This is a genomic window from Sphingobium sp. B8D3B, from assembly GCF_025961875.1.
In the GTDB taxonomy this organism is placed as follows: Bacteria; Pseudomonadota; Alphaproteobacteria; order Sphingomonadales; family Sphingomonadaceae; genus Sphingobium.
Genome location: NZ_JAOQON010000001.1, coordinates 2,711,016 through 2,736,590 on the forward strand (window position 1 = coordinate 2,711,016; position 25,575 = coordinate 2,736,590).

A 25,575-nucleotide genomic window follows, 5' to 3' on the forward strand; every position below is an offset into this window, starting at 1 on the left:
GATGGTCACTCGGAAAGGTCCTCAATGGCTGGCGCGGCGGGTTGACGGGTCGGCGCTGATGCAGGGTCGGGCTGATGGTACAGCGTACCGGTGAAGGCGAAATTACCGGGACGATCGATTGTTTCCGCCGGGCGCCATCCGGCCGCCGTCAGGGCGGGGACCAGATCCCTCGCCGGCGCGGGCGTCTCACCCCGCGCCAAGGCGCGCAGATCGTTGTGGCTCTTCAGTTCGACATGGCTGACCAGCAATGTGGCGCGGTCGGCCAGCGCCGTCAGCGGCTGCGGCGGCCCACCCGGATCGCCGCCGCGCGTGATCCGAATCGCGGATCGCCCGTCCGCCGTCAGCAGCCATTGCGGCAGATCGTCGCGATGGGTGCGATAGAGCGGAAAATAGGCCCATGCCCAAGCATCGCCGACATGCAGCACGGCGAGCGGCTTCTCAGCCTTGGCCACCATGGACTCCAGCGTGCGCGACGGTCCGTGGATGAACCAGTCGGCCCGCACCAGGAACATGACCAGCGCCGCCGCACTGCCAATGACCAGCAGGGCGGTGCCCGCGTGGCGTACCCAGTCGGCGACCCGGCCGCGCCTCGCGATGGCCCCATCAGCGGCGAGCGCGAGGATCACCGCGAGCGGCGCCAGCATCCAGATATTGTAGCGCGGCGCGAGCGCATCGAATTGCGAGACCAGCAGCGCCGCCGCGATGGTCACGATCATGCCCGCAGCCAGCGCGAGGATCAGGCCGATGACCGGATCATGGCGGATGGCTGTTCCGCGTGTGGCGGCCTGCCCGCCAAGACCGACTGCCGCGATGAGCAAAAGGATGGCGCCCCCGGCAAAGCACAAGGCGGCCACCGGCAGATCGACCAAAGTCGCGCCACTCACCAGCATCTGCGCCAGAAAGGCCGCGATATCGCCCAGACCGACCCCGCCGGCCGGCGCGGCGGAGCCGGGTGCCGGCGAACTCAGATTGGCCGCTCCCAGAATGAAGGGCGCCAGTCCTGCCCACAGCAGCAACAGCAGCGCATAGGCCAGCACCACCCGCACGGCGGCGCGCACAGTCCGCGCATCGATGAAGATGGCCAGCGTATAGGCCGATGTCGCAACGATGCCGAAGAAATGCGTGTAGCCGCTCAGCACACCGAGCAGCACGAACAGGCCCAGCCGCCGCACGCTTTGCGCCACATCGCCGCGAATCACCATCGCCGCCTGCGCACAGCTGATCGCGAGAAGGATGGGATAGGCGCGGATTTCGACGGCCATGGAGACCAGCCGGGGGGAAAGCACCAGCAGCAGCCCGGCAATCAGGGCCGCGCGCAACCCGTAACGGGATGCAAGCGCGCGCATCAGGATCAGGATGCCGCCGGCCGTGATTGCAGCATGATAAAGCCGGAACGCCAGCTCATTGGCGCCCCACAGGTGCCAGCCGATCATATCGATAAAGTAGCTGAGCGGCGGCATCCGGTCATCCGGTACGCCGAACCCGGCATCATAGCCGCCGGCCAGCCAGGAGAGCAGCGCGCCCGGCGCGAGGGTGACGCCGGAAAGCTGGGTCGTCTCGTCGATCCAGATATTCTGGACACGCGCGAAGAGGAATGCCGCAATGGCAAAAATCACGAGGACGGGCGTGGCCGCAAGCCAAAGCCGTCCTGCACCGCTGGACCCCTGCTTCATTGATTCCCCACGTCCCACAGGCCCGCCGGCCCGCATATCAGATCATCATTCAGCTAGCCGCTAGCACCGGCAGCCTAATTTTACGTCAACTGGCGTGCGCGCCATGGCCGAGCGCGAGATACTCCAGCGACTGCATTTCCATCAGGCGGGAGACCGTCCGCTCGAACTCGAACTTGCCATCACCCTGCGGATAGAGATGCTGAGGCAGGGCGTCCGCACCGCCGATCAGCTTGACCTTATGCTCGTACAGGGCATCGATCAGCGTGACAAAACGCGCGGCCTCGTTGCGGTTTTCCGGCCCGAGCACCGGAATGCCGACGATGATGACGCTGTGGAAGCGCCGCGCAATGGCGAGATAATCCGCCGCGCCCCGCGCTTCTCCGCACAGGCGCTTGAAGGAAAACACCGCCACGCCCTTGAGGCTCTTGGGCACATGCAGGCTGCGCCCGCCGCCCACGCTCAGTTCCTCGCTCGGCACATTGGCGCTGTCTTCGGGCGGATAATCCGTCAGCCGAAAGAAAATCTCGCGCAGCTTGGCGGTGGTCTCATCACCGTTGGGGACATGCCAGATGTCCATGCCGCCGAGCCGATCCAGCCGATAATCGGTCGGCCCGTTCAGCGGCACCACGTCGAGCCGCGCCTTGAGCAGATCGATAAAGGGCAGGAACAGCTCGCGGTTGAGCCCATCCTTGTAGAGATCGTCCGGCGCGCGGTTGGAGGTGGCGACCAGCGTCACCCCGGCATCGAACAGCGCGGTGAACAGGCGGGACATGATGGCGGCATCCGCCATGTTGTTGACCACCATTTCATCGAACAGCAGCACCCTGGCCTCGGCCGCGAGTTGCGCGGCGACGGGCGCAATCGGGTCGCCGCTCTCGCTCTCGCGCACGGCTCGCAGCCGCGCATGCACATCGAGCATGAACTCGTGGAAGTGGATGCGGCGCTTGGCGGGGCCATCCAGGCAATCGCGCATCAGGTCCATCAGCATGGATTTGCCGCGCCCGACGCCACCCCACAGGTACACGCCGCGGATCGGCTCGGGCGCCTTGCGGAGCATCCGCCAGAGTACGGAGCCTTTCTTCGGCGCGGCTTCCAGCTCCTGCTGCAGCCGGTCGAGCCGGATCGCGGCAGCGCGCTGATCCGGATCGGGTTTCAGCTCTCCAGCGGCGATAAGGTCGTCATAACAGGAGAGCAGGCCACTCATGCGTCGCGCGGGGAGGCCTCCGCCGGGGCGCTGTGCTGCACGCGCGGCTGCATGATCTCATATTTGGGCAGCGCCGGGTCGAAATAGTCCCAGGCCACGGCATCCTTCATGTAGATGACGCTTTGCGGCGAGACGCGGTCGGGTTCATCGAGAGACCCGGCCTGCACCATGATGAACTCGCCCGGCAGCGTGCCGGATGTGAAAATCCGTCCGCCGCATGTGCCGCAGAAATGCCGCGTCACATCCCCGCCGGTATCGCCATGGTTGGTATAGGTCTTGGGCGTGCCCTCGATGGCGAGCTGGCTGTTATGGATGCCGATGATCGTGGTGTGGCCGGTGCCGGTCGCCTTCTGGCAATCCTTGCAGCAGCATTGGGACACCCACAGCGTCGGCCCGGTCAGCTTGTAGCGGAGCTCTCCGCACAAGCAGCCGCCATCCAGAACTTCGCCTTCCTTCACCATCGCCGATCTCCGAATTGTCGTTGTCTCGGTCGACTGTGACGTCAAATCGCGCGTTCGACCATCATCTTTCGCGTCTCGGCAATGGCCTTGGCGGGCGAAAGGCCCTTGGGGCACACATTGGCGCAGTTCATGATGGTGTGGCAACGATAGAGGCGGAAGGGATCTTCCAGATCATCGAGGCGCTCACCGGTCATCTCGTCGCGCGAGTCGGCCAGCCAGCGATAGGCCTGGAGCAGGATCGCCGGGCCAAGGAAGCGATCGGAATTCCACCAGTAGCTCGGGCAGCTGGAGGAGCAGCAGGCGCACAGGATGCATTCGTAGAGCCCGTCCAGCTTCTCGCGATCCTCGGGGCTCTGCAGCCGCTCCTTGCCGCTCGGCGGCGGGGTGACGGTCTGCAGCCAGGGCTTGATCGAGCTGTATTGCGCATAGAAATGCGTGAAGTCCGGCACCAGATCCTTGATGACGTCCATATGCGGCAGCGGCGTGATGCGGACCTCGCCCTTGCAGTCCTCGATCGCGGTCGTGCAGGCGAGGCCGTTCTTGCCGTTGATGTTCATCGAGCAGGAGCCGCAAATGCCCTCGCGGCAGGAGCGGCGGAAAGTCAGCGACGAATCCTGCTCGCCCTTCATCTTGATGAGCGCGTCGAGCACCATCGGCCCGCATTTATCGAGATCGATCTCGAACGTGTCGTAGCGGGGGTTCTCGCCGCTATCCGGATCGTAGCGATAGACCTTGAACTTCTTGACGTTCGTGGCGCCGTCCTGCGCCTTGTGCACGGTCCCGTTCTTGCGAACGACGCTGTTTGCGGGGAGGGAGAATTCGGCCATCGTCTGTTTCCTGCCGCCTGCTGGCTGATCGGGCGCTTGATGCCGCGCCGCAATAAAAGCAATGCGGCGTCCTAGCGCGTGTGTCCGCGCGGCTCAAGCACCGAGCGGAGGCCACGCGAAATTGCTTGTCACCGCCGCCATCCTGCATCCAAACACCCCGCCAGACGTTCCCGGCGAGCATGACGGTCACAATGAGCGACTCCCTCTTCATCTATAATGAGCGCAGCGGCACATGCGATCCTGCGCTGGTGTCCGCGATCCAGGCCGCGTTCGCGCAGGCCGGCCGCCCCATCGGCACCTCCCGGCCCATCGACGACGGCCCGCTGCCAGACGCCGCGCAGGCCCGTGAGCGCGGCATCGGCCTCGTCATCATTCTCGGCGGGGATGGCTCGCTGGCCTCTACCGCGCAGGCGCTCGCCGGCTGGGATGGCACCTTGCTCGCGCTGCCCGGGGGCACGATGAACCTGCTGGCTCACCGGCTCCACGGCAATCTCGATCCGCTCGCCATCGCCAAGGCCTATCTGGCGGACAAGGGGACCGTGATGGCCGTGCCGGTGATCGAGGCAGACGGGATCACCGCCTATACGGGCATCATCGTCGGCCCCACGGCCGCATGGGGCAATGTGCGCGAGGCGCTGCGCAATCATGATCTCGCCGCGCTGGCGGAAAAGGTACCGGAGGCCATCACCGCCACCTTCGAGGCCCCGGCCGTCTCGCTCGCCGGCGATCCGCGCGATTATCCCGCGATCTTCGTCGAGCCGGCCAAGCAGGGCCTGCATGCCTATGGCGTGCTCGCCCGCAATGCCGGCGAGTTATTCGCGCACGGCTGGGCCTGGCTCTCGGGCGATTTCCGCAATGGGCCCTCCGAATCACTCGGCACCGCCGATCATCTGGAGATAGAAAGCGCCGGCAAGACGCTGGACCTGCTCGTCGATGGCGAGAAGGCGACCACCAAAGCGCCCTTCAACCTCCGCAGCGCCCAATCGGGCGTGCGCTTCTTCGCCGCACAGGGGGACGCAGGCTGGCGCTGAGCCATAGCGCCGCCGCCCGCCGTACGACATTTCTCCCCCTCCAGCGCCCCGCCGGCCCCTTCCCACCAGCCCGCGGACATGCTGAAATGCAGCCATGTCCATGCTCACGCGCCTGCTCACCGCCGCTCTGGCTTTCTCCGCGACAACCGCGCTGGCCGAACCGGCCGACCCCGCCGATCCCAATCTGCCGCGCCTCAAGAAAGTGCTCGCCGCCACGCCGCTGATCGACGGGCATAATGACTGGCCCGGCGCCATCGCCGGCCATGATGGCGATGCGCGCTGGTCGGTGGACCTCACCCGGCTGAACACAGAGGATTTCGATACCGACATCACCCGGCTGCGGCAGGGCATGGTCGGCGGACAATTCTGGTCCGTCTACGTCCCCGCGACGCTGCCGCCGCTGGAGCAGGTCAAGAAGACGCTGGAACAGATCGACCTCGTGAAATCCATCGTGCGCCGCTACCCGGCCGAGTTCACGCTCGCGCGCACCGCCGCGCAGGTGCGGGCCGCGCACAAGGCCGGACGGATCGCCTCGCTGATCGGCGCGGAAGGCGGCGGCCAGATCGACGAGAGCTTCTCGGTCCTGCGCGCTTATGCCGAGCTGGGCGTGGGCTATCTCACCCTGACGCACAGCCGCACCATCGCCTGGGCGGACAGCGCCACCGACGATCCGGCCCATGGCGGGCTCACTCCGTTCGGCGTGGCGGTGGTGCGGGAGATGAACCGGCTGAACATGCTGGTCGATCTCAGCCATGTGAACGAGGATACGATGCTGGACGCGATCGCCGCCAGCCGCGCGCCGGTCATCTTCTCCCATTCCAGCGCACGGGCGCTGTGCGATCATCCTCGCAACGTCTCGGACAAGGTGCTCAAGGAAGTCGCGCGAACCGGCGGCATCGTCATGGTCGCCTTCGCGCCCAATTATATCTCCGAGCCGCGCCGGGTGTGGGGGGTGCAGCAGGGCGCCCAGCGCGCGCTCTACAACCAGCCGCCGCTCAACGGCCTCTATATCGGCCAGCCGGACCGGGCGAAGGCCGCCATGGAGGCCTGGCTCGCCGCCAATCCCGAGCCGCACGTGACGGTGCAGATGGTCGCCGACCATATCGATCATATCGCCAGGGTCGCCGGCTATGATCATGTCGGCCTTGGCGGCGATTATGATGGTCTGCCGGCCCTGCCGGACGGCATGACCGGCGTGGAAAGCTATCCGCCGCTGCTGCTGGAGCTGATGAAACGCGGCTGGAGCGATGCCAATATCGCCAAGCTGGCCGGCGGGAACATCCTGCGCGTCATGGAACAGGCCGAGAAGGTCGCGGCCTCCCTGAAGGACGAACCGCCTGCCACCGGCACGCGCGAGGCGATGGACGCCGCGCCGAAGAGCTAATCCATCCCCTCAATTCACCCCCTCAATTCACTGGCGCGCGCCGCCTGTAACTCAGCGCTTCCGCGACATGCACTCGCCCCACCGTCTCTGCGCCCGCCAGATCGGCAATGGTGCGGGCGACCCGGAGCACGCGGGTATAGCCCCGCGCGCTGAGCTTCATCGCGGCGGCAGCCTGCGCCAGAAGATCGCGGCCCGGCGCGTCCGGCGCGACATGGGCATCCAGCGCGTCGCCGGTCAGTTCCGCATTGGTGCGCGCACCCCCGCTTGATGCCGCGCGCGCGGTCTGGCGGGCCCGGGCCTGCGCGACCCGGGCGGCGACCTCCGCCGATCCCTCGACCGGGGGCGGGAGCAGCAGATCCGCCGCCGAAACCGCGCCGACCTCCACATGCAGATCGATCCGGTCCAGCAGCGGTCCCGAAACCTTCGCCTGATAATCCCCCGCACAGCGTGGCGCCCGCGAGCAGGCCAAAGCGGGATCTGCGAGATGCCCGCAGCGGCAGGGGTTCATCGCGGCAATCAGCTGAACCCGCGCCGGGAAGGTCACATGCGCATTGGCGCGCGCGACGCTGACCTCGCCCGTCTCCAGCGGCTGCCGCAGACTATCCAGTACCGCGCGCTGAAATTCGGGCAGTTCGTCCAGAAACAGCACGCCCAGATGCGCGAGACTGACTTCCCCTGGCTTCACCCGCAGCCCGCCGCCGACCAGCGCCGCCATGGAGGCACTGTGATGCGGCGCGCGATAGGGCCGGTTCTGGCTGATCCGCCCGCCCGAGAGCGTGCCGGCCACGGATGCGACCATGGAGACTTCCAGCGCTTCGGCCGGCGTGAGCGGCGGCAATATGCCGGGCAGGCAACTCGCCATCAGGGATTTGCCGGCTCCGGGCGGCCCGACCATCACCAGATTATGCCCGCCAGCCGCCGCGATCTCCAGCGCCCGCTTGGCGACCTCCTGGCCCTTCACTTGCCGCAGATCCGGCCCCGGCACCGGCGGTTCGACCGTCCCGGGTGCCGGGCGCGGCAGCACCGTCGCGCCCTTGAGATGATTGATGAGACCGAGCAGATCCGGCGCAGCCAGCACGCCTTCCGAACCTGCCCAGGCAGCCTCCGACCCCTGCGCCGCCGGGCAGATCAGCGTCTTGTCCGCCTGCGCCGCATGGAGCGCGGCCAGCAGCACGCCCGGCACCGGCGCGATGCGCCCATCCAGCCCCAGCTCACCCACGACGAGATGATCGGCCAGTTGCTCGGCATCGACGACGCCCATCGCCCCCAGCAAGGCGAGCGCAATCGGCAGATCGTAATGCGAGCCTTCCTTGGGCAAGTCGGCCGGCGAGAGATTGACCGTGATGCGCTTGGGCGGCAGCGAGAGGCCGATGGCGGCGATGGCATTGCGCACGCGCTCGCGGCTTTCCGCCACGGCCTTGTCCGCCAGCCCGACGACGATGAAGTTCGGCAAGCCGGAGACAAGCTGGCACTGCACCTCGACAGGCCGGGCCTCCAGCCCGAGAAACGCCACCGTTTCCACCGTCGCAACCAAGACTTGCCCCCTCTTTGTTCCCCTCCCTGTCTATGTCGGGTCAACGGGGCAAAGTCGAGCCGCTTTCGTCTGGCTGGTAGCGCGGCGGCAGGTTGAACAGCGCCGCGAAGCCCGCCTCCAGCGCCGCATCGCCACTCACGCTGAGCTCGCCCGTCTCGGCAAGCTGGTCGACGGGCATCTTGCCGTAGAAGCGCTTGGCAAGGCCGCGCGCGCTGCCCTCATAGGCGAGGTCCGGCGCCGAGACCTCGCCGGCTTCGACATGATAAACGCCGCGATCCAGACTGGCGCGATAGGGCGTGCCGTCAATGCGAAAGCCGACCTGCAGCACCATCTCCGCCGCCGCTGCCCGATCCAGATTAACCTTGAAAGAGAGCATCATCGCCGTGCCGTTGAGCGGCAGCATCCGGTCATGCGTCGGCGAGCGATAGGCCCATTGCGCCATCGCCAGCACCATCGGCTCGGCCTCCTTGCCCCATGGCGTCAGGCCATAAACCTGCACATTGGCGGGCGGCGGCAGGCGCAGGCGCTCGACAATGTGGCGCTCCTCCAGCTCGGTCAGGCGCTGGGTGAGCACATTGGCGCTCAGCCCCGGCAAGGCGGCGCGCAGATCGGAAAAGCGACGCGGCCCAAGCAGCAATTCTCGGACGACAAGCAGCGCCCAGCGCTCCCCGACCAGATCGAGGCCGTGCGCAAGGCCGCAAGCATCGTCAAACCGGCGCTTTTGAGGGAGTTTCGACTCGTTAGTTATTTTTTCTAACTCCATGGTTGCAACATTTAAGTCTGTGGGTCAGGATCGTCAAGGCGAACCGAGTCGGTCGGCTCGTCCCCGGGAGAGGAAACGCGCTGCCCATGGAACGGATGATGTTCGTCAATCTGCCGGTGACCGATCTGTCGAGATCGATGCACTTCTACGAGGCGATCGGCGCCGTCAACGTGCCGGAATTTACGGATGAGAGCGCCGCCATGATGCGCTTCTCCGAGACGATCTGCGTCATGCTGCTCACCCGCGCGCGCTTTGCCAGCTTTACCGACCGGGAGATCATCGACGCCCACCGCAGCGCGCAGGCGGCCTTTGCCCTGAGCGAGCAAAGCCGTGAGGCCGTGGACGATATGGTCCAGCGCGGCGCCGGCAGCGGCGGTCTCGCAGATCCCAACCCCATGCAGGACCATGGCTTCATGTACGCGCGCAGCATCGCCGATCCCGATGGGCACATCTGGGAGCCGGTATGGATGGACATGAGCGCGATGCCCGAGCCTGCCTGATTGCCACACGACGGAGACACGCCATGTCCTTTCAGGCCTATCTCGATACCATCCAGACAAAGACCGGCCAGTCACCGGACGATCTGCGCGCCTATGCCGCCTTTCATGGCTTTCTCGATGACGAGAAGAAACTGAAGCCGGACGTGAAGGCCGCGACGCTGGTCGCCAGCCTCAAGCGCGATTTCGATCTTGGCCGGGGCCACGCGATGGCCGTCTACGCGCTGCTCAAGGGCGTTCGCAAGGAAGGCGATTGAGCGCGCCGGTCGCCTCCGCGCTTCAGATGAGAGGAGTTCACCATGCCGCAGAAGACTGATGCGCCGATCGAGGTCACCGCATTTTCATGGGTGCCGCCGTTCGCGCGCGGCCATGTCCGCGATCTGCGGGTGCGCTGGGCGCTGGAGGAGGCAGGCCTTAATTATCGCACCCGCCTGATCAGCGCCATCGACCGGCCGGCGGACTATTATCGCGAGCAGCCCTTCGGCCAGGTGCCGCACTATCGGGAGGGGGATGTCGCCCTGTTCGAGAGTGGCGCCATCGTCCTCCACATCGCCGAGAAGGACGAGCGGCTGATGCCGCGCGATCCCGTCGGGCGGGCGCGGGCGATCACATGGGCCGTCGCCGCACTCAACAGCATCGAGCCGGGCATCATGCATCTGGCCGATATCGACCTGTTCTGCGCCGGGCAGGAGTGGGCGAGGCTGCGCCGCCCGGATGCCGTCAAGCAGGTGGAAGGCCGCCTCGACCGGCTGGCCACCGCACTGGGCGACAAACCCTGGCTGGAAGAGCGCTTCACAGTCGGCGACCTTCTGATGGTCGAGGCGCTGCGCAATCTCTCGCCGGATCGCCTCGCCATACCGGACGTGCTGACCGCCTATGTCGCGCGCGGCGAGGCGCGTCCCGCATTCAAGGCCGCCATGGCGGCGCAAATGGCCGACTTCATCTCCGATGATGCGGTCCAATCAGAAGGAGTATCCGCATGACCTATATCGATGGCATCCTCGTGCCGGTGAAACCCGGCCGCAAGGCAGACTATCTGGAGATCGCCCGCCGGGTCGATCCACTCTTCATCGAATATGGCGCGCTGCGCGTGGTGGAGGGCTGGAATGACGATGTGCAGCCCGGCAAGACCAACGATCTGCGCACCGCCGTACTGGCGGAAGAGGGCGAGGATATCGTCTTCTCCTGGATCGAGTGGCCGGACAAGGCGACCCGCGATTCCGGCTGGCAGAAGCTGATGGCCGACGAGCGCATGGCGCACGCCCCGGAAGACAATCCGATGGTCGGCCCGCGCATGATCTACGGCGGCTTCACCGTGATTCTGGACGAGCGGAAATAGCATTGGCGGGAGGAGGCGGTCCCATGACCAACAGGCATGGCGAATTCATCTGGTACGAGCTGATGACCTCCGATCTGGAGGCCGCCCGCGCCTTCTACGGGGCTGTGGTCGGCTGGAGCATCGCGGAGCGAAGCGACATGCCGGGCATGGACTATCGCATGATCCGTGCCGCCGATGGCGAGGTCGGGGGCATGATGGCGCTGGATGCCGAGATGATCGCAGGCGGCGGGCGCCGGATCTGGATCGGCTATATCGGCGTCGATGATGTCGATGCCACGGCTGCGGCGATCCCCTCGATGGGCGGTCGACTCTACGTGCAACCGCAGGACATCCCCGGGGTCGGCCGCTTCGCCATGGCCGCCGACCCGCATGGCGCGCCCTTCTATATCATGCGCGGCAGCGTCGAGGGGGGCGTCAGCCGCGCTTTCTCGCCGCAAGCGGTGGGCCATTGCGGCTGGAACGAACTATCCTCGCCGGACCAGCCGGCAGCGCTCGCCTTCTATACAGGCCTGTTCGGCTGGAGCAGCCCCTCCGTCATGCCGATGGGGCCGATGGGCGACTATCGCTTCCTGTCTGTGGGCGATCTGCCCATCGGCGCCAGTCTGGAACAGAAAGACCAGCGGGCCGAATGGCGCTTCTATTTCCGCCTGCCATCCATCCGCGCCGCGATGGAGGCGGTGGCAGCGCATGGCGGCACCATCACCACAGGCCCCCATGAGGTTCCCGGCGGTGACTGGGTCGTCATGGGCACCGATCCGCAGGGCGCGCGTTTTGCGCTTGTGGGCGGTCGATAAGGAGGAGCGAGCATGACCAGCGCGATCACGCCCTGCATCTGGATGGACGGGACAGCCGAGGAGGCCGCGACCTTCTACGTCTCGCTCTTCCCGGATTCCCGCATCGACCGGATCGTCCGCTATGTGGATGACTCGCCCTTCCCGCCCAATTTCCCCGCCGGCACGGCCATGCTCGTGCTGTTCACGCTGAGCGGCCGTCCCTTCTCCGCATTGAACGGCGGGCCGATGTTTCCGCAGACCGAAGCCGTGTCCTTCGTCATCCCCGTCGAGGATCAGGCCGCGCTGGACCGCGTCTGGACCGCACTCATCGCGGATGGCGGCGCGGAAAGCATGTGCGGCTGGTGCAAGGATCGCTTCGGCGTCTCCTGGCAGGTCGTGCCGCGCCGCGTGCTGGAGATGCAGGCCAGCGATGACGCAGACGCCGTCCGCCGCATGAGCAGCGCGCTCATGACCATGCACAAGATCGACATCGCCACGCTCGAAACCGCCTTTTCCGGAGACTGACCCCGTGAGTTACATCCTCTATGCCCATCCCTTCTCCAGCTACAGCTGGAAGGCGATGATCGCGCTGCACGAGAAGGAACTGCCCTACACGCTGCGCAATGTCGAAGACGAAGGCGTGATGGACGCGCTGCGCGACCAGTGGCCGCTCGGCAAGTTCCCGGTGCTGATGGATGAAGACACACCGGTGATCGAGGCGACGACGATCATCGAATATCTCGACCTGCGCCACTATGAGCGCGCCCCGCTGATTCCCGCCACCGCCCATGATGCGCTGGATGTGCGCTTCATGGACCGCGTGTTCGACAATCATGTGATGACGCCGGTTCAGGCGGCGGTGACCGAGGCCCTGCCCCACCTCATCGGCGCGAGCGATCCGGTGCGCACCCAGCGCGCGCGCGATGCGCTCGAGACCATCTATGGCTGGCTGGAAACGCGGCTGACCGGGCATCTCTGGGCCTCGCCGCAAGGGTTCAGCATGGCGGATTGCGCCGCCGCGCCGGCTCTGTTCTATGCCGATTGGGTCCACCCGATCGGCGAGCGCTATCCGGAATTGCGCGCCTATCGCGGGCGGCTGAACGCGCGCCCGTCGGTTGCCCGCTGCATCGAGGGCGCAAGGCCCTATCGCCATTATTTCCCGCTTGGCGCGGCGGACCGGGATTGAAATCCTCTAACCATCGGCCGGCTGCCGAGGGGTCACGCTCCCACGCTCCCCCCGGCCTGTAGCCTGTAACGATCAGCGCTGGCTCGCGATGCGGGTTTCACCGCCCTTGCTGATCTGCACCGAGTCACCCGCGCCTTCGATCCGCGCGCCGGCATAGCTCAGCTCCTTCTCGGTCACGCAAACCCGGCGGGACATGCGCGTGCCGGTCGTCGCCTGCTGCTTGAAGCAATAGAAGGTCTGGCCACCGCGCTTCAGCACCTTGGCCGGGATCTGATAGGTGGTTTCCGCAGCAGGCGCGGCCAGCGCCGGCTGGGCCAGCGGCAGGATGGCGATAGCGGCAGCGGCGGCGATCAGATGAAATTTGCTCGACATGTTGGTTCTCCCTACTAAATTTTTTCAGTCCCGAATGACTGACACACAAGGTATTGCACTTTGCGTGCCAAATCATAAAAACACGTCTTTTCAGTAATTTGGAAATCGTGAGGCTCAGCGCCTTCAAAAGTCCTCTCCCACAGGTTGGTTATTCGTTCAGATAGTTGGCGAAATTCACCATCGTGCACCGCCAGCCATATCGAGAGCACGCTATTTTGTTTGCGCGTCATCCGCTCTACGCTCCCCGGCGCACAGAATGGGGCACACACCCCGTGAGGAGAGCCAGATGATGAGGATGACGAAGGCCGCGTCGAACGCGCCCGCCAAGGCCCGCGAGGCACGGCGCTGAATGGTTTGGCCGCATAGCTTCACCGATCTTCGTGACGCCGCCCGCCGCCGGTTACCGCGCTTTCTGTTCGATTATGTCGATGGCGGGAGCATCGATGAGCTGGCCCTGGCGCGCAACAGCGCCGCCGTCCGCGCCGTCACCTTGCGCCAGCAGGTGCTGAACGACGTCTCGGCATCCGACCTCTCGACCACTTTGTTCGGGCAAAAGCTCGCCATGCCCCTGATGCTCGCGCCGATCGGCATGGGCGGATTGCTGGCGCGGCGGGGCGAGGCGCAGGCGATCCGGGCCGCCCATGCCAACGGCGTGCCGATGGTCGCCTCGACCGTGACGGTCTGCTCGGCCGAGGAAATCGCCGGCACCGGCCACCCCTTCTGGTTCCAGCTCTACATGGCGAAGGATCGCGCGTTCATCGCCGACCTGCTGGCCCGGGTGAAGGCACTAGGCTGCAACACGCTGTTCATGACCGTGGACCTGCCCCTGCCCGGCCCACGCTGGCGCGACCAGCGCTCGGGCCTCTCGGGGCCGCCCGGCCTGCGCGGTCAGGCCCGGCGCTGGCGTGAGATCCTCGCCCATCCCGGCTGGGCCTGGGATGTCGGGCTCCATGGCCGCCCGCATACGCTCGGCAATCTGGTGCCGATCATGAACGGCAAGGTGCGCATGGGCGATTTTCTGCGCTGGAGCGGCCAGAACTTCGATCCGTCCGTCACCTGGAAGGATCTGGCCTTCATCCGCGAACATTGGTCCGGCACGCTCGTGCTCAAGGGCATCATGGACCCGGTCGACGCGGTCCGCGCGGCGGAGATAGGCGCGGATGGCATCGTCGTCTCCAACCATGGCGGCCGCCAGCTCGATGCCACGGTCGGCACCGCGCAGGCTCTGCCGGATATCGTGGCAGCGGTGGGTGATCGCCTCACCGTGCTGATCGATGGCGGCATCCGCAACGGCCTCGACGTGCTGCGCATGCTGGCGCTGGGTGCCAAGGGCGTCATGATCGGCCGCCCCTGGGCCTTCGCCCTCGCCGCCGGGGGAGAAGCCGCCGTCTCCCGCATGCTCGCACAATATGCGCTCGAACTACGCTCCGGCCTCGCGCTAACCGGCTGCGCCCGCGTAGCGGACGCCGGGCCGCATTTGCTCGACAAGCGGGCGTAAGCGAACAACCTTAGCCCCTCCTGTTGAGCTTCGCTCGCCTGCGGCCCAGAGGAGGGGTTGGGGTGGTGTTACCCCCGCGCAGTCATTCGCCGGCTATGCGATGCTGGCGCATCGCCACCACCCCCAGCCCCTCCTCTCAACAGGAGGGGAGATTCAGCCTCCCCGTCAGGCCGCCTGTTCAAGGGCGGTCGAACCGCTTTCGAGCAACATCGTCGCCGCCGCCGTGTTGGAAATGGGGATGTGATAATTCCGGCTGACCTCAGCCACATCCTCGCCCAAGGCCCCGCGCGCCGCGATCCAGTTAACGATTTCGATGCCCTGGCTACCGGCTTCCTCAACGATATCCAGCGCGCTGATTTTCGTCAGCGCATCCGGATCGGGGCCCAGATTGTCCATGCAGAACTGGTCGTAGCGCTGGTTGATAAAGCCGGCGCGTTCCCCGTCCAGCTGGTGGGAGAGTCCGCCGGTGCCGAACACCACGATCCGCTCGTCGCCCTGCCAGCTGCGCAGCGCCTTGCCGACCGCGCGACCCAGCGCCAGGCAGCGCTTGGGGCTCGGCAGCGGATGCTGCACGGTGTTGATGGCGATGGGCACGATGCGCACCGGCCACTGGCCGCCACCCGGCCATGACAGCTGGAACGGCACGACCAGCGCATGATCCACCAGCATCGACTGGCAGGTCGTGACATCGAACTCGTCCTCCACCAGTCCCTCGATGATGTGCCAGGAGAGGGAAGCGTCGCCCTTGAATCCGTTCTGCACCGGCAGGCCCCAGCCCTCATCGGCATTGTGATAGCTGTCCGCCGCGCCCACCGCGAAGGTCGGCATCTTGTCGAGGAAGAAGTTGAGGCCGTGGTCATTGTAGAAGACCACCGCAACGTCCGGCCTGGCGGTTGCAAGCCAGCGATGGATCGGCTTGAACCCGTCGAAGAACGGGCTCCAATAAGGGTCCTGCTCCTGACCGCGCGCAATGGCGCCGCCGATTGCCGGCACGTGGCTGGTGAAGATACCGCCGAGAATATGCGCCATGGCTCAGGCCTCCTCTTGCTGATGGGCTGCGTCGAGCAGCATTTGACGGAAAGCCTCGACACTCATGCCGGTCTGCTGCGCCCCCACATCCTGCACGTTGAGGCCGTAGATGCCGGCCAGCTTGGCGAGATAATAGATGTTGCCGCCCGCCTCGATCATCTGGAGGACATTGCGGGCGCGGACCGCCTCGCGCTGCTCCTCAGTCAGATGGAAGCGCTCGAAATAGGCTTCCTCGTCCGCCTGATAGGCGGCGCGATTGGCAGCATCGTTGAACGAAAAGCACATGGCGTTCAGCGCGAAACCGCGCGCCGCCGCATCACCGTCGAAAACCGGCGTGCCGGGAATGACTCGTTTGGCGGTCGTTCCCGCCTCGATCGTTTCGATCGCACCCATTGATCCATGCTCCTGCTTCAGGACTGGATCCGTCACTGCGCTCGCCGCGCCGGGCAGACATTGACCTTGATCAAGCAGGGGATGTTGATCGCGCGGGGGGTCGTCGTCGCAGCGCCCCTGGCGCTAGGGGGTCACCAGAAGGCGCGGCGATTAAGCTCGTGACCGAAGGCAAGCAGGGCGACGCCGAGCAGCGTATAAGGCGTCTCGCCGGCCCAGCCATGCGGCAGGCTGAGCGCCCCGGCCATGATGCCAAGGCCGAGCGCGCCGACCGCGACCGGCAGGGCCATGCCATGCTTGAGCGCGCCGTGGCCGAGCGCCAGCGCGCCGAGCACCATGGCGATCATCAGGCCGGCTTCGTGGATGATCTCCGCCTCGAAAATGCCCGCGACAGAAGACAGCACGCCCACGGCAATCGCCGTCGTCAGGCAATGCACGGCGCACAGGCCGGACAGGCCGATGGCCAGCCGGTCGAGCTGTGGCATTGTCCACATCCGGGGTGCGGTGAGCGTTCTCATTGCAAGGGCCATACGCCCCCTCGCGGGAAGATACAACATATCCTTTGCCTCCGGGTGAGCCCTTTATGCTGGGGGCTTGCTTCCGCCGATCCCGCGGCGCATGGGGACCGGATGGCTGAACTTGCGCACTCGTCCTCGCCCGGTGCGCCCGCGGTCAGCGGGCGCCATCTTGGCCGTCCCGCCACGCTGGCACGCTGGCTGTTCGTCGTCGCGGGCCTGATTCTCTTCATGGTGGCGGTGGGTGGCATCACCCGCCTGACCGAGTCGGGCCTCTCCATCACCGAGTGGAAGCCGGTGACCGGCACCCTGCCGCCCATGAACGAGGCACAGTGGCAGCAAGAGTTCGACCAGTATCGCACCAGCTCACAATATGCGCTGATGAACAAGGGCATGACACTCGAAGCGTTCAAGCACATCTATTTCTGGGAATATTTCCACCGGCTGGTCGGCCGCATCATCGGCCTTGCCTATGCCGTGCCACTGGCTTGGTTCGCGCTGCGTCGCACTATTCCGCGCGGCTTCGGTGTCCGCTTGCTGGTGCTGCTGGCGCTGGGCGGCGCCCAGGGCGCCGTCGGCTGGCTGATGGTGAAGAGCGGCCTTGTCGACCGGGTGAACGTGCAGCCGGCGATGCTCGCCGCGCATCTGGGCATGGCGCTGATCCTGCTCGGCGCCGTGGTGTGGACGGCTTGCGACTTCCTCCGGCTGGCCCGACATGATGCCGCCAATCCCGTTAGCGCCACCACTCCGGCCAGCCTCGCGCCGCGACGGGCCTTGCCGACATGGGCGGGCACCATCCCCGTGCTCATCCTCTTCATCCAGTTGCTGCTCGGTGCGCTCACCGCCGGCCTGCGCGCCGGCTATGTCTCCAACACATGGCCGATGATGAACGACCGCTTCGTGCCGGACGGAATCGCATGGTGGGGGTCGCTGTGGATGACGCTGACCAGTGACCCGTTCCTCGTCCATTTCCTCCACCGCTGGTGGGCCATGGTCGCGGCGGGCGCCATGCTGTGGATGGCCGGGCGCCTTCATGCCCAAGGCGCGCTTCGCCTCTCTTATGCGCTGACCGGCGCCACGCTGGTGCAGGTGATGCTCGGCATCGGCACTGTGCTGACCGGCGTGTCGCTGCACATTGCCGTCACGCATCAGGTCACCGGCGCGCTGCTCCTCGCCATCGCGGTCGCCGGCGCGCATCGGATCGGCCAGCGGGATCGCGAATCGGATCTCGCGCCTGCGCGCGCATGAGCGAGATCGCTCTGGTCTACGTGCCTTATGGCTCGCGCGCGGAGGCTGAAGCGGCGGGCCACCAGATGGTGCAAGAGCGACTGGCCGCCTGCGCCAATGTGCTGAGCGAAGGCCGCTCGATCTATCCGTGGGACGGCGTCATCGAGCAGAGCGCCGAAACGGTGGTGCTGTTCAAGACCGCGCCGGACCGCTGCGCGGCGCTTATGACCGCCATTGCGCAGGCCCATGCCTATGATCTCCCCGCGATCCTCACCTGGCCCGCGCAGACCACCCCGGCCTATGCGGCCTGGGTGCACGAAAAAACCCGGCCCGACGCCCGGTTGGACTGATAGGGTATCCTGATACCCGTCAGCAAGGGCGTGCTTTTTCTTGACTCTCCGCCCCCTCATCGCCATTGGGGCCGCGCGGGCGGTGCCTTTTCCGGGGCGCCGCTGTTGTTATTTTCTGGATACTCATTCCTGGAGGCAAGAGGCCATGAAGGCGCTCATGAAGACCACCAAGCCGGCAACCCCGGCCACGGTCGAGAAGAAATGGTTGCTGATCGACGCCGAGGGTCTCGTCGTTGGTCGCGTCGCGAGCATCATCGCGAACATCCTGCGCGGCAAGCACAAGCCCAGCTTCACCCCCCATGTCGACTGCGGTGACAATGTCATCGTGATCAATGCCGACAAGGTGAAGTTCACCGGCAACAAGCTGACCGACAAGCGCTATTACAAGCACACCGGCTATGCCGGCGGCATCAAGGAGACCTCTCCGCAGAAGGTGCTCGAGGGTCGTTTCCCCGAGCGCGTGCTGGAGAAGGCCGTGGAGCGCATGATTCCGCGCGGCCCTCTCGGTCGTCAGCAGATGCGCAACCTGCGCGTCTTCGCGGGCAGCGAACATCCGCATGAAGCCCAGAACCCCGAAGTGCTCGATGTTGCGGCGATGAACCGCAAGAACAAGGTTGGTGCCTGATGTCCGATACCGTCAACTCGCTGTCCGATCTGCAGGACCTCACCCAGGGTAACGCCGATGCGCCCGCCGCCACCGACGCCGTGCAGGCACCGGTGAAGGTGTCGAACGCGCCGCTGCGCCAGCAGGAGCTGGACAAGCAGGGCCGCGCCTACGCCACCGGCCGTCGTAAGGATGCCGTCGCCCGCGTGTGGGTGAAGCCCGGCACCGGCAAGATCACGGTCAACGGCCGCGATCAGGAAACCTATTTCGCACGTCCCACGCTGCGTCTCGTCATCAATCAGCCCTTCACGGTCACCGACCGCACCGGCCAGTATGACGTGATCTGCACCGTGAAGGGTGGCGGTCTTTCCGGTCAGGCCGGCGCCGTGAAGCACGGTATCGCGCAGGCGCTCAGCAAATATGAGCCCACGCTGCGCGCCGCCGTGAAGGCAGAAGGCTTCCTCACGCGCGATCCGCGCGTCGTCGAGCGCAAGAAGTACGGCCGCGCCAAGGCTCGCCGCAGCTTCCAGTTCTCGAAGCGCTAAGAACGTCGGCGGCGTTTCGCGGAGCAGACCATGGTCCGGCTCCGCGGACGCGCAGAAGGTTCAGAATTTCCCGTCCGGGACCGGAACAAGGGCTGCTCTTCAGGGCGGCCCTTTTCTTTTGGACGCGTTGTGGGCGCAGCGCGCATAGCTTCACGCGCGAAGGCTTGACCTACGACAGGGCTCACCTACTTTGGGTCTGCGGGCCGGGCCCCTCTGGCGATCCCCTATGGATCGTGATGTCGGACCGCATCGAGTGCGCTCGGTGCCGGGTCCAGACTCACTGAAGACCTGCATCAGCTACCCGATCGACAATCGTTCCATCGGAGGTTTTTCATGACATCAGCCCAGTCCATGCCCTGCCCGGTTTGCCACGTGCCGCTCGTGATGAGCGAGCGCCAAGGCGTCGAAATCGATTATTGCCCCCAATGCCGTGGCGTGTGGCTGGACCGAGGCGAGCTGGACAAGATTATCGAGCGCGCCAGTGCCGAATTGGCGCCTGCTGCTCCGCCGCAGACCCGCGCCGAGCCTTATCCGCCCCAGCCTCAGGCCCAGCAGCCGTACCGCGATGAGCGATATCGCGAGCAGGGCTATCGAGACGGCGGCTACCGCTCGCATAAAGGCTATCCCAAGCGGAAGAAGTCGTTCCTCGAAGAGCTGTTCGACTGATCGGCGGCATTCAGCGTCGCGTGCCAGCGCCGTCCACGCCCAGCGCAAGCCGCTGCTCAATGCCGATCCGGTCCAGAAACGCGGCATCGTGGCTCACGACGAGCAAGGCGCCGTCATAGTCGGCGACCGCCTGCTCAAGGAGCTCGATGCTCTCGATGTCGAGATGATTGGTCGGCTCATCGAGAACTAAAAGCTGCGGCGGCACCGGCCCGCTTGTGATCACGCACAGGGCGGCGCGCAGCCGCTCGCCGCCGCTCAGAACCGCGACATCCTTCAGGGCATCGCGGTTGCGGAAGGCGAAGCGGGCCAGCGCCTCATGCGCCATGTGCGGGATCATGCCGGGATGCGCGGCCAGCATCGCCCGTTGCAGGGTCTGGCCGGCCCTCAACAGGTCGGCATGCTGGTCGAGCAGCGCGATCCGGCCCGGTCCGCGATGGATGGTCCCCGCGCTCGGTTCTGACAGGCCGACCGCCAGGGCGAGCAGGCTGGTCTTGCCACTGCCGTTCGGGCCCGTGATCGCGACGCGCTCCGGCCCGGTCATGGCAAAGGACAGCGGGCCGAACAGCCGGCGCCCGCCCCGTGCCAGCAGCACATCCTCAAACCGCAATACCGTGCGATTATGCGGGAGGCCGGCCGATGGCAGATTGATCTGCAGCGGCGTCAGAACCTCCACCTGCGCGCGGGCGGCCTCCAGCGACTGGCTGGCGGCGCCGATCTGGCGCTCGGCCTGATGACGCTCGCGTGCCCCGCTTTGCTCGGCTTGCTCGGCCCGCTTGCCGAGCAGAATGCGCGGCTGATCCCCCCGCGCCCGGGCAGTGCGCCCGGCCTTGTCCCGCCGGGCCTTGCGCTCGGCCTGAGCCTGGGCATCCCGCTGCTGCCGGGCGAGCGTGCGCTGGGTGCGATCCAGCTCGTCCTCGGCCCGTGCGCGCATCGCATCGCGACTCGCCACAAAGGCGCTCCAATCCCCGCCGACGCTGAAGGCCCCGACCGGCGAGAGCTGGACGATCCGGTCCATGCCTTCCAGCAGTGCGCGATCATGGCTGGCGACGAGTGCGCCGCCCGGCCAGCAGGCCAGCAACTCCCCCACCGCGGCCCGGCCGGCGTCGTCGAGATTGTTGGTGGGTTCATCGAGCAGCAGCAGTTCGGGCTCGGCAAGCAGCATCGCCGCCAGCCCGACGCGGGTGCGTTCCCCGCCCGACAGCGTCGCGCAATCGCGATCCAAAGCCGTGCCGGTCAACCCGACATCGGCCAGCGCTCGCTCAAGGCGCTCGGGCAGAGTCCAGTCCGCTTCTGCCGCATCCTCCGGCGATCCCTCGCCCCCGTCCAGGCGCGCGAGTCTCTCCAGCGCATCGGACAAGCCGAGCGCTTGTGCAACGCTGCCGGCATCCGGCTGGATCTGTCGTAAGGTGCCGATGCGCCCGGTCCGGTGGATCGTCCCCGCCTGCGGCGCGCCGCCCTCTGCGATCAGCGCGAGCAGGCTCGACTTGCCGGCGCCGTTGCGCCCGACAAGGCCCACCCGCTCCCGACCGATGGCCAGAGTCAGGTCAGAGAAAAGCGCCGTCCCGTCAGGCCGGGCGAGCGTGACGTGATCAAGGGTGAGAAGAGCGGGATTTGGGCCGGGCATGGAGCACCTGTGACGAAGGAACAATCGGGCGGATGTCCGGTGCCTTGTCCATGGTGATGTGCTCCTGCTGGCGTTGAAGGGGCGATGTAAGCGCGATCGTGCGCGGAATCAAATCCGCCGCACCAAGCGCGCGACGAGAAGCATCGCGGCGGGAAAGCTGAGTCCCCACAAGGCACCCACCCAGATCAGCCACGGCCAGAACATCTGCAGCGCCAGCGCCGGCATCAGGAGGGCGTTGGCGAGCAAGGCTGCATGGGCCGCGCGACCGCCCCGCCCGGCGGGAAGCGCGAAGGCAGCCAGCAAGGTGGCGAGACTCATCAGAGCGTAGCCCAGCAGATCCACCGCGAAGAGGAAGCTGCGATAGGGCAGGAAGAGAAAAGGCTCGATGCCTGCCGTATCGCCGCTGGCCAGTCTCGGCGCGACGAAGGTAAGCTGAACGAAATAGACGAGGCCCGTGAGCGTGGCATACATGATCGCGAAGCCAAACGCGCTTTGACTGAAGGCCCGACGCCCCAGCGGCGCGAGCCGATGCAGGGCGGCCATGAGGATCACGAAGGCCGGACCGAGCAGCAGCGAGGGCGTGAGCAGCAGCGCCAGCCCGCGCGCCGTGCTGGCAGCATTCGGGCCGCCGGCAGAGCCCAGCAGGCCAAGCCATTCGAGCAGTTGCCCGCAGACATAGGCGAGGGCGAACAACGCGCAGGCCCGTGCAGCCGCATAAGCGAGCCGTGCGGCCGTCGCGCGGTCCTGCTGTTCTGATGGATTGCCCATCGTCTGCCGCTCGTCTTCCAACATGTGCACAGGATAGGTCAGCCCCCACCGCCAGGCTTTGCGCGGGATCAACCGCATCCTCCATATTGCCCGCTGGCGGCGGGGATGCTAACCGCCAACCTCATGCACACGCCGCCTGAAATCATTCACGTTCATGCTCGCCGAGTCTCCTGCGATGGCTCGGGCCACGGCATCCCCGCTGCGCTGGGGCATCCGCGCATCTTCCTGGAGATCGACGAGCATGGCTATGTCGACTGCGGCTATTGCGACCGGCGCTTCGTCCTGGCCGGCGGCCCAGCCGACACCCCGGACATTGTGAACAAACCAGACATTTCGTCCGGCGCCAGCCTCTGAACGGCTGACGACCCAACCGGCGAAGACCGGGCCATCAACGGAGAGGATCGACCGCCCATGCCATTGCATCCCGTGCCGGTCGACGATCCCGCTGTCTGGACCAGTGCCGAAATCGGTGGACGCGAAGGCTTCACCCATCGGCTTTCCCCTGCGCAACGCGACGCTATCGATCGCGCCGTGCTCCGCGTACGCGGCCGAGTCGCAGATGACATCCGGCGCGAGGATTTCTCCTGCCCTGAAATCGACGCGCTGATGAAGGCAGCGCGCTGGCAGCTTTTCCATGGCTGCGGCGCGGTCATCCTCGCCGGGATCGATGCTGGCCGCTATGATCTGGCAGATCATGAGCGGCTCTATTGGGGGCTTGGCACCCATATCGGCACCGGCGTCGTGCAAAGCCCACGTGGCGACCATATCGCCCATGTCCAGAAGGAAGAGGGCGGGCCGCCGCGCGGCTACACGTCCGATCTGGAACTGCGCTCCCATACGGATTTTCACGAAGTGCTCTCGCTCTACGGCCTTCGTGCCTCGGCGCAGGGCGGTGAGAGTGGTGCTGTCAGCCTGCTCGCCATCCACAACATCATGGCCCGCGAGCGACCCGATCTTCTCGCCCGTCTCTACGAGGGCCATTATATAGACTGGCCCCAGCGGCAGCAGCCTCATGAAGAGGCGCTGCCCTTCTTCTGGACATTGGATGGCAAGACGAGCGGGTTCAACAACCGCGTGTTCCTGCGCCATGGCCGCGAGCCGGAGAAGCTGCCTGCTGCATTCCGCGAGGCGCTCGCCCTGTTCGACGAGATCGCGCTGCGGCCCGATGTCCGCGCCGATTTCGTGCTGCAGCCCGGCGAGATGTTCTTCTGGCACAATTTCCTCGTGCTGCACTCGCGCCAGCAATTCCATGACACGCCCGACGCGCGCCGCCTGCTGCTGCGCCTGTGGCTGAACATCCCGGACGGACGGCCGATTCATCCCGCCATGCGCAGCCTGACGGCGGAGATTGATGCATATCATGGCGGGGTTGCGGTGCCGGCCTAGGAGGGACCGATCATCTTGGGAGGACGGCCCATGCCTCGTATCCTGCTCGCTCTTCTATGTTTTCTCATCGCGATGCCGGCGCAGGCCAGCACGCCCTGGTCCCGCCCGGCGGCAACCACGCTGCTCGATTATGGCCGGAAGATCGACTCGCACGGCCTCGATCCGCGCGATTATGAGCTGGACCGGCTCAGCACTGCCCTTGGCGCTGGAGACCAGCGCGGCCTGGACATCGCCGCGACGCGCAGCTTTGCCTTGATGGCCCGCGACCTCGCCAATGGCCGGGTGCCTGCCGACCAGCGCCGCCTCTCCTATTTCCGCACCCCGAATCTCAGCCCGGACGCGGTGCTCGCCCTGATCGACCGCGCGCTGAGCAGCGGCGATATCGCTGCCGAGCTGGACCGGCTGGCCCCTGCCCATGCCGATTATCGCAGGCTTCGGGCCGCGCTGCTGAGCCTGCCGGCCGATGCCGTGGCGGACCGTGCCCGACTGCGCGCCAATCTCGAACGCTGGCGCTGGCTGCCCCGCGACATGGGGCCGCGCTATCTGATCGTGAACGTGCCGGAATATGTGGCGCAACTGGTCGATCGCGGTGCGGTGCTAGCCACCCACCGGGTGATCGTCGGCAAGCCGGGCACGCCGACTCCGCAATTCGCCACCACCGCCACGGGCGTGATCCTCAATCCGACATGGACCGTGCCGCAGTCGATCGTGCGCGAGAGCGTCGGCGCGCTGATCCGCACGCGCCCGGCCACGGCCCGCGCGCGGGGCTATAGCTGGACCCAGCAGGGCGGCAGCCTGCAGGTCGTGCAGCAGCCAGGCCCCGGCAACGCACTCGGGCAGATGAAGATCGACATGCCCAACCCGCTCGCCATCTTCCTGCACGACACGCCGAGCAAGAGCCTGTTCGAGAAAGAAGAGCGCACCTTCAGCCATGGCTGTGTTCGCACGGACCAACCGTTCGACCTCGCCGTGGCGATGCTCGCCGGCACGGACTGGACGCGAGCGCGGATCGACGCTGCAGTCGCCGCCGGCACCACCGTGACGGCCAAGCTGGCCGCACCGATTCCGGTCTACATCGTCTACATGACCGCGCGTGCCGATGCGAAAGGCCGGCTCAACAGGTTCGATGATGTCTACGGGCTGGATGGCGACATTGCCGCAGCCCTCGGCGCCGGCAACCTCGCCGCGACCCGGCAACTCTCCAGCATGGGATGTCTGGCTGGCTAGGCGCCCCGTAACACGCTCGTCAGTGGCGGCGCCTTACACCTTGTCGGCGTAGAGCATCCGTCCGGGGCCGAGCCAGTCGAGCAGAGGGTTGATCTGCGTTTCGCTCACGGCAAAGCAGCCCTCGCTGCGCCCCAGCTTGCCGAGGCGCTTCACCATGTCGTCATTGCTGTACCAGGCGCCGTGAATCACGATGGCGCGCGATTCGGCATTGTCGTTGCTCGTCTCCAGCCCGATCAGCCGCTGCGAGCGGCCATGCTGGCCGGTGTAATGAGCGCCGGTGAGGTAGGCCCCGCGCGAGCTGGCGTTGGAGCCGGGCGCATTGCTGAAGCTGTGCAGGAAACCGCTATGCGCCGGGTCGGACCCACGCCCGTGCGCGACGGTGAGCAGCCGGTGGAGGCCGCTCTCGCGATCGACCAGCAGCATCCGCGCGGCGGCCGAGGGCAGCGAGAAGTCCACGACGACGAACCGGTCGCGCAACTTGACGCTATACTGGTCCATGGCCGCTTCCGCCTTGGCAACGAGCTTGGCCCATTGCGGCGGCGTGCGCACGGCGGCGCGCACACTGGCGGGCACCAGAGCGGCCGATGCGGCCGCTCCAGCGAGCGTAAGAAACTGACGGCGATGCACAACGGACATGACGGCTCTTTTCGATCAATCGATGATTGCAACGCGCCCCGCACCCCGTCCCCACGGAGGCTTCGA

At 66.3% G+C, this 25,575-nt stretch carries 31 protein-coding genes; 18 read left to right on the top strand and 13 right to left on the bottom strand.

The genetic code is table 11. The features are described 5' to 3' along the window. Positions 1 to 5: 5 nt before the first annotated feature. The 4 genes from M2343_RS12635 to M2343_RS12650 all read right to left on the bottom strand — a co-directional run bounded on the left by M2343_RS12635 (position 6) and on the right by M2343_RS12650 (position 4,165). Positions 6 to 1,673, bottom strand: coding sequence for a hypothetical protein (locus M2343_RS12635; protein WP_264576933.1), 1,668 nt, complete (start codon positions 1,671 to 1,673; stop codon positions 6 to 8). Between the two features lie 85 nt (positions 1,674 to 1,758). Continuing rightward, positions 1,759 to 2,877 carry a cell division protein ZapE gene (zapE, locus tag M2343_RS12640; protein WP_264576934.1) on the bottom strand — a complete coding sequence of 373 codons (1,119 nt, stop codon included), beginning with the start codon at positions 2,875 to 2,877 and terminating at the stop codon, positions 1,759 to 1,761. Beyond that, positions 2,874 to 3,338 carry a GFA family protein gene (locus tag M2343_RS12645; RefSeq protein ID WP_181560956.1) on the bottom strand — a complete coding sequence of 155 codons (465 nt, stop codon included), beginning with the start codon at positions 3,336 to 3,338 and terminating at the stop codon, positions 2,874 to 2,876. Before M2343_RS12645 ends, zapE begins: the two co-directional genes overlap by 4 nt. 41 nt (positions 3,339 to 3,379) lie before the next feature. Then, on the bottom strand, positions 3,380 to 4,165 hold the full coding sequence (locus tag M2343_RS12650; RefSeq protein ID WP_264571563.1) for a succinate dehydrogenase iron-sulfur subunit: 786 nt from the start codon (positions 4,163 to 4,165) through the stop codon (positions 3,380 to 3,382). A gap of 191 nt (positions 4,166 to 4,356) precedes the next feature. Between M2343_RS12650 and M2343_RS12655 the strand changes: the two genes are divergently transcribed. Both M2343_RS12655 and M2343_RS12660 read left to right on the top strand, forming a co-directional pair. Next, entirely contained in the window at positions 4,357 to 5,196 is an 840-nt protein-coding gene (locus tag M2343_RS12655; RefSeq protein ID WP_264576935.1) for a diacylglycerol/lipid kinase family protein, read from the top strand. 94 nt (positions 5,197 to 5,290) lie between these two features. Further along, entirely contained in the window at positions 5,291 to 6,580 is a 1,290-nt protein-coding gene (locus M2343_RS12660; RefSeq protein ID WP_264576936.1) for a dipeptidase, read from the top strand. A 22-nt stretch (positions 6,581 to 6,602) separates the two neighbouring features. Here the strand turns inward: M2343_RS12660 and M2343_RS12665 are convergent, their stop codons facing one another. Together M2343_RS12665 and M2343_RS12670 are read right to left on the bottom strand one after the other, a co-directional pair. Next, positions 6,603 to 8,114, bottom strand: a complete 1,512-nt coding sequence (locus M2343_RS12665) for a YifB family Mg chelatase-like AAA ATPase (protein WP_264576937.1) — start codon at positions 8,112 to 8,114, stop codon at positions 6,603 to 6,605. Positions 8,115 to 8,154: 40 nt separating this feature from the next. Then, positions 8,155 to 8,877, bottom strand: coding sequence for a winged helix-turn-helix transcriptional regulator (locus tag M2343_RS12670; protein ID WP_264576938.1), 723 nt, complete (start codon positions 8,875 to 8,877; stop codon positions 8,155 to 8,157). 86 nt (positions 8,878 to 8,963) lie between these two features. On the opposite strand from M2343_RS12670, the gene M2343_RS12675 reads away from it, so the two are divergent. The 7 genes from M2343_RS12675 to M2343_RS12705 are packed head-to-tail and all read left to right on the top strand — an operon-like array spanning position 8,964 to position 12,672. Continuing rightward, the gene (locus tag M2343_RS12675; protein WP_264576939.1) at positions 8,964 to 9,377 is read left to right on the top strand and encodes a VOC family protein; all 414 of its coding nucleotides are present in this window, start codon (positions 8,964 to 8,966) and stop codon (positions 9,375 to 9,377) included. Positions 9,378 to 9,400: 23 nt separating this feature from the next. Beyond that, complete coding sequence (locus tag M2343_RS12680) at positions 9,401 to 9,631, top strand: DUF4287 domain-containing protein (protein WP_264576940.1); 231 nt, start codon at positions 9,401 to 9,403, stop codon at positions 9,629 to 9,631. Positions 9,632 to 9,673: 42 nt separating this feature from the next. Further along, complete coding sequence (locus M2343_RS12685; RefSeq protein WP_264576941.1) at positions 9,674 to 10,357, top strand: glutathione S-transferase family protein; 684 nt, start codon at positions 9,674 to 9,676, stop codon at positions 10,355 to 10,357. Next, the gene (locus M2343_RS12690; RefSeq protein ID WP_264576942.1) at positions 10,354 to 10,713 is read left to right on the top strand and encodes a DUF1428 domain-containing protein; all 360 of its coding nucleotides are present in this window, start codon (positions 10,354 to 10,356) and stop codon (positions 10,711 to 10,713) included. The genes M2343_RS12685 and M2343_RS12690 overlap by 4 nt, the downstream gene beginning before the upstream one ends. 23 nt (positions 10,714 to 10,736) lie before the next feature. Beyond that, on the top strand, positions 10,737 to 11,507 hold the full coding sequence (locus M2343_RS12695) for a VOC family protein (RefSeq protein ID WP_264576943.1): 771 nt from the start codon (positions 10,737 to 10,739) through the stop codon (positions 11,505 to 11,507). Between the two features lie 12 nt (positions 11,508 to 11,519). Beyond that, positions 11,520 to 12,011: a VOC family protein gene (locus M2343_RS12700; protein WP_264576944.1), complete on the top strand. Its 492-nt coding sequence runs from the start codon at positions 11,520 to 11,522 to the stop codon at positions 12,009 to 12,011. 4 nt (positions 12,012 to 12,015) lie between these two features. Then, a complete protein-coding gene (locus M2343_RS12705; RefSeq protein WP_264576945.1) occupies positions 12,016 to 12,672 on the top strand; it encodes a glutathione S-transferase family protein in 657 nt (218 codons plus the stop codon). A 72-nt stretch (positions 12,673 to 12,744) separates the two neighbouring features. On the opposite strand, the gene M2343_RS12710 is transcribed toward M2343_RS12705, so the two are convergent. Next, entirely contained in the window at positions 12,745 to 13,044 is a 300-nt protein-coding gene (locus M2343_RS12710; RefSeq protein ID WP_264574073.1) for a hypothetical protein, read from the bottom strand. A 349-nt stretch (positions 13,045 to 13,393) separates the two neighbouring features. Between M2343_RS12710 and M2343_RS12715 the strand changes: the two genes are divergently transcribed. Further along, complete coding sequence (locus M2343_RS12715; protein ID WP_264576946.1) at positions 13,394 to 14,542, top strand: L-lactate dehydrogenase; 1,149 nt, start codon at positions 13,394 to 13,396, stop codon at positions 14,540 to 14,542. 165 nt (positions 14,543 to 14,707) lie between these two features. Here M2343_RS12715 and M2343_RS12720 read toward each other — a convergent pair whose 3' ends face one another. The 3 genes from M2343_RS12720 to M2343_RS12730 all read right to left on the bottom strand — a co-directional run bounded on the left by M2343_RS12720 (position 14,708) and on the right by M2343_RS12730 (position 16,446). After that, a complete protein-coding gene (locus tag M2343_RS12720) occupies positions 14,708 to 15,571 on the bottom strand; it encodes a class III extradiol dioxygenase family protein (protein WP_264576947.1) in 864 nt (287 codons plus the stop codon). A 3-nt stretch (positions 15,572 to 15,574) separates the two neighbouring features. Then, positions 15,575 to 15,964 (bottom strand): protocatechuate 4,5-dioxygenase subunit alpha, encoded by a 390-nt coding sequence (locus tag M2343_RS12725; protein ID WP_264576948.1) that lies wholly within the window; start codon positions 15,962 to 15,964, stop codon positions 15,575 to 15,577. A gap of 131 nt (positions 15,965 to 16,095) precedes the next feature. Beyond that, the gene (locus M2343_RS12730) at positions 16,096 to 16,446 is read right to left on the bottom strand and encodes a MerC domain-containing protein (RefSeq protein ID WP_264571591.1); all 351 of its coding nucleotides are present in this window, start codon (positions 16,444 to 16,446) and stop codon (positions 16,096 to 16,098) included. Positions 16,447 to 16,590: 144 nt separating this feature from the next. Here M2343_RS12730 and M2343_RS12735 point away from each other — a divergent pair, with 144 nt between their 5' ends. From M2343_RS12735 to M2343_RS12755, 5 genes are all read left to right on the top strand, one after another. After that, complete coding sequence (locus M2343_RS12735) at positions 16,591 to 17,724, top strand: COX15/CtaA family protein (protein ID WP_264576949.1); 1,134 nt, start codon at positions 16,591 to 16,593, stop codon at positions 17,722 to 17,724. Continuing rightward, positions 17,721 to 18,053: a divalent-cation tolerance protein CutA gene (gene cutA / locus M2343_RS12740; protein WP_264576950.1), complete on the top strand. Its 333-nt coding sequence runs from the start codon at positions 17,721 to 17,723 to the stop codon at positions 18,051 to 18,053. Before M2343_RS12735 ends, cutA begins: the two co-directional genes overlap by 4 nt. A gap of 145 nt (positions 18,054 to 18,198) precedes the next feature. Further along, positions 18,199 to 18,678 carry a 50S ribosomal protein L13 gene (gene rplM, locus M2343_RS12745; RefSeq protein WP_181560974.1) on the top strand — a complete coding sequence of 160 codons (480 nt, stop codon included), beginning with the start codon at positions 18,199 to 18,201 and terminating at the stop codon, positions 18,676 to 18,678. Further along, the gene (gene rpsI, locus M2343_RS12750) at positions 18,678 to 19,202 is read left to right on the top strand and encodes a 30S ribosomal protein S9 (RefSeq protein ID WP_264571594.1); all 525 of its coding nucleotides are present in this window, start codon (positions 18,678 to 18,680) and stop codon (positions 19,200 to 19,202) included. The genes rplM and rpsI overlap by 1 nt, the downstream gene beginning before the upstream one ends. A gap of 333 nt (positions 19,203 to 19,535) precedes the next feature. Continuing rightward, positions 19,536 to 19,868 carry a zf-TFIIB domain-containing protein gene (locus M2343_RS12755; protein WP_264574067.1) on the top strand — a complete coding sequence of 111 codons (333 nt, stop codon included), beginning with the start codon at positions 19,536 to 19,538 and terminating at the stop codon, positions 19,866 to 19,868. A gap of 10 nt (positions 19,869 to 19,878) precedes the next feature. On the opposite strand, the gene M2343_RS12760 is transcribed toward M2343_RS12755, so the two are convergent. Next, positions 19,879 to 21,492: an ABC-F family ATP-binding cassette domain-containing protein gene (locus M2343_RS12760; protein ID WP_264576951.1), complete on the bottom strand. Its 1,614-nt coding sequence runs from the start codon at positions 21,490 to 21,492 to the stop codon at positions 19,879 to 19,881. A gap of 108 nt (positions 21,493 to 21,600) precedes the next feature. After that, positions 21,601 to 22,332, bottom strand: a complete 732-nt coding sequence (locus M2343_RS12765) for a hypothetical protein (RefSeq protein ID WP_264576952.1) — start codon at positions 22,330 to 22,332, stop codon at positions 21,601 to 21,603. A 51-nt stretch (positions 22,333 to 22,383) separates the two neighbouring features. Here M2343_RS12765 and M2343_RS12770 point away from each other — a divergent pair, with 51 nt between their 5' ends. The 3 genes from M2343_RS12770 to M2343_RS12780 are packed head-to-tail and all read left to right on the top strand — an operon-like array spanning position 22,384 to position 24,873. Next, a complete protein-coding gene (locus M2343_RS12770) occupies positions 22,384 to 22,614 on the top strand; it encodes a zinc-finger domain-containing protein (protein ID WP_181561563.1) in 231 nt (76 codons plus the stop codon). Between the two features lie 57 nt (positions 22,615 to 22,671). Next, on the top strand, positions 22,672 to 23,646 hold the full coding sequence (locus M2343_RS12775; protein ID WP_264576953.1) for a TauD/TfdA family dioxygenase: 975 nt from the start codon (positions 22,672 to 22,674) through the stop codon (positions 23,644 to 23,646). 30 nt (positions 23,647 to 23,676) lie between these two features. After that, the gene (locus M2343_RS12780; RefSeq protein ID WP_264576954.1) at positions 23,677 to 24,873 is read left to right on the top strand and encodes a L,D-transpeptidase family protein; all 1,197 of its coding nucleotides are present in this window, start codon (positions 23,677 to 23,679) and stop codon (positions 24,871 to 24,873) included. Positions 24,874 to 24,906: 33 nt separating this feature from the next. Here M2343_RS12780 and M2343_RS12785 read toward each other — a convergent pair whose 3' ends face one another. After that, on the bottom strand, positions 24,907 to 25,509 hold the full coding sequence (locus M2343_RS12785; RefSeq protein ID WP_181560981.1) for a murein L,D-transpeptidase catalytic domain family protein: 603 nt from the start codon (positions 25,507 to 25,509) through the stop codon (positions 24,907 to 24,909). Positions 25,510 to 25,575: the final 66 nt, after the last annotated feature.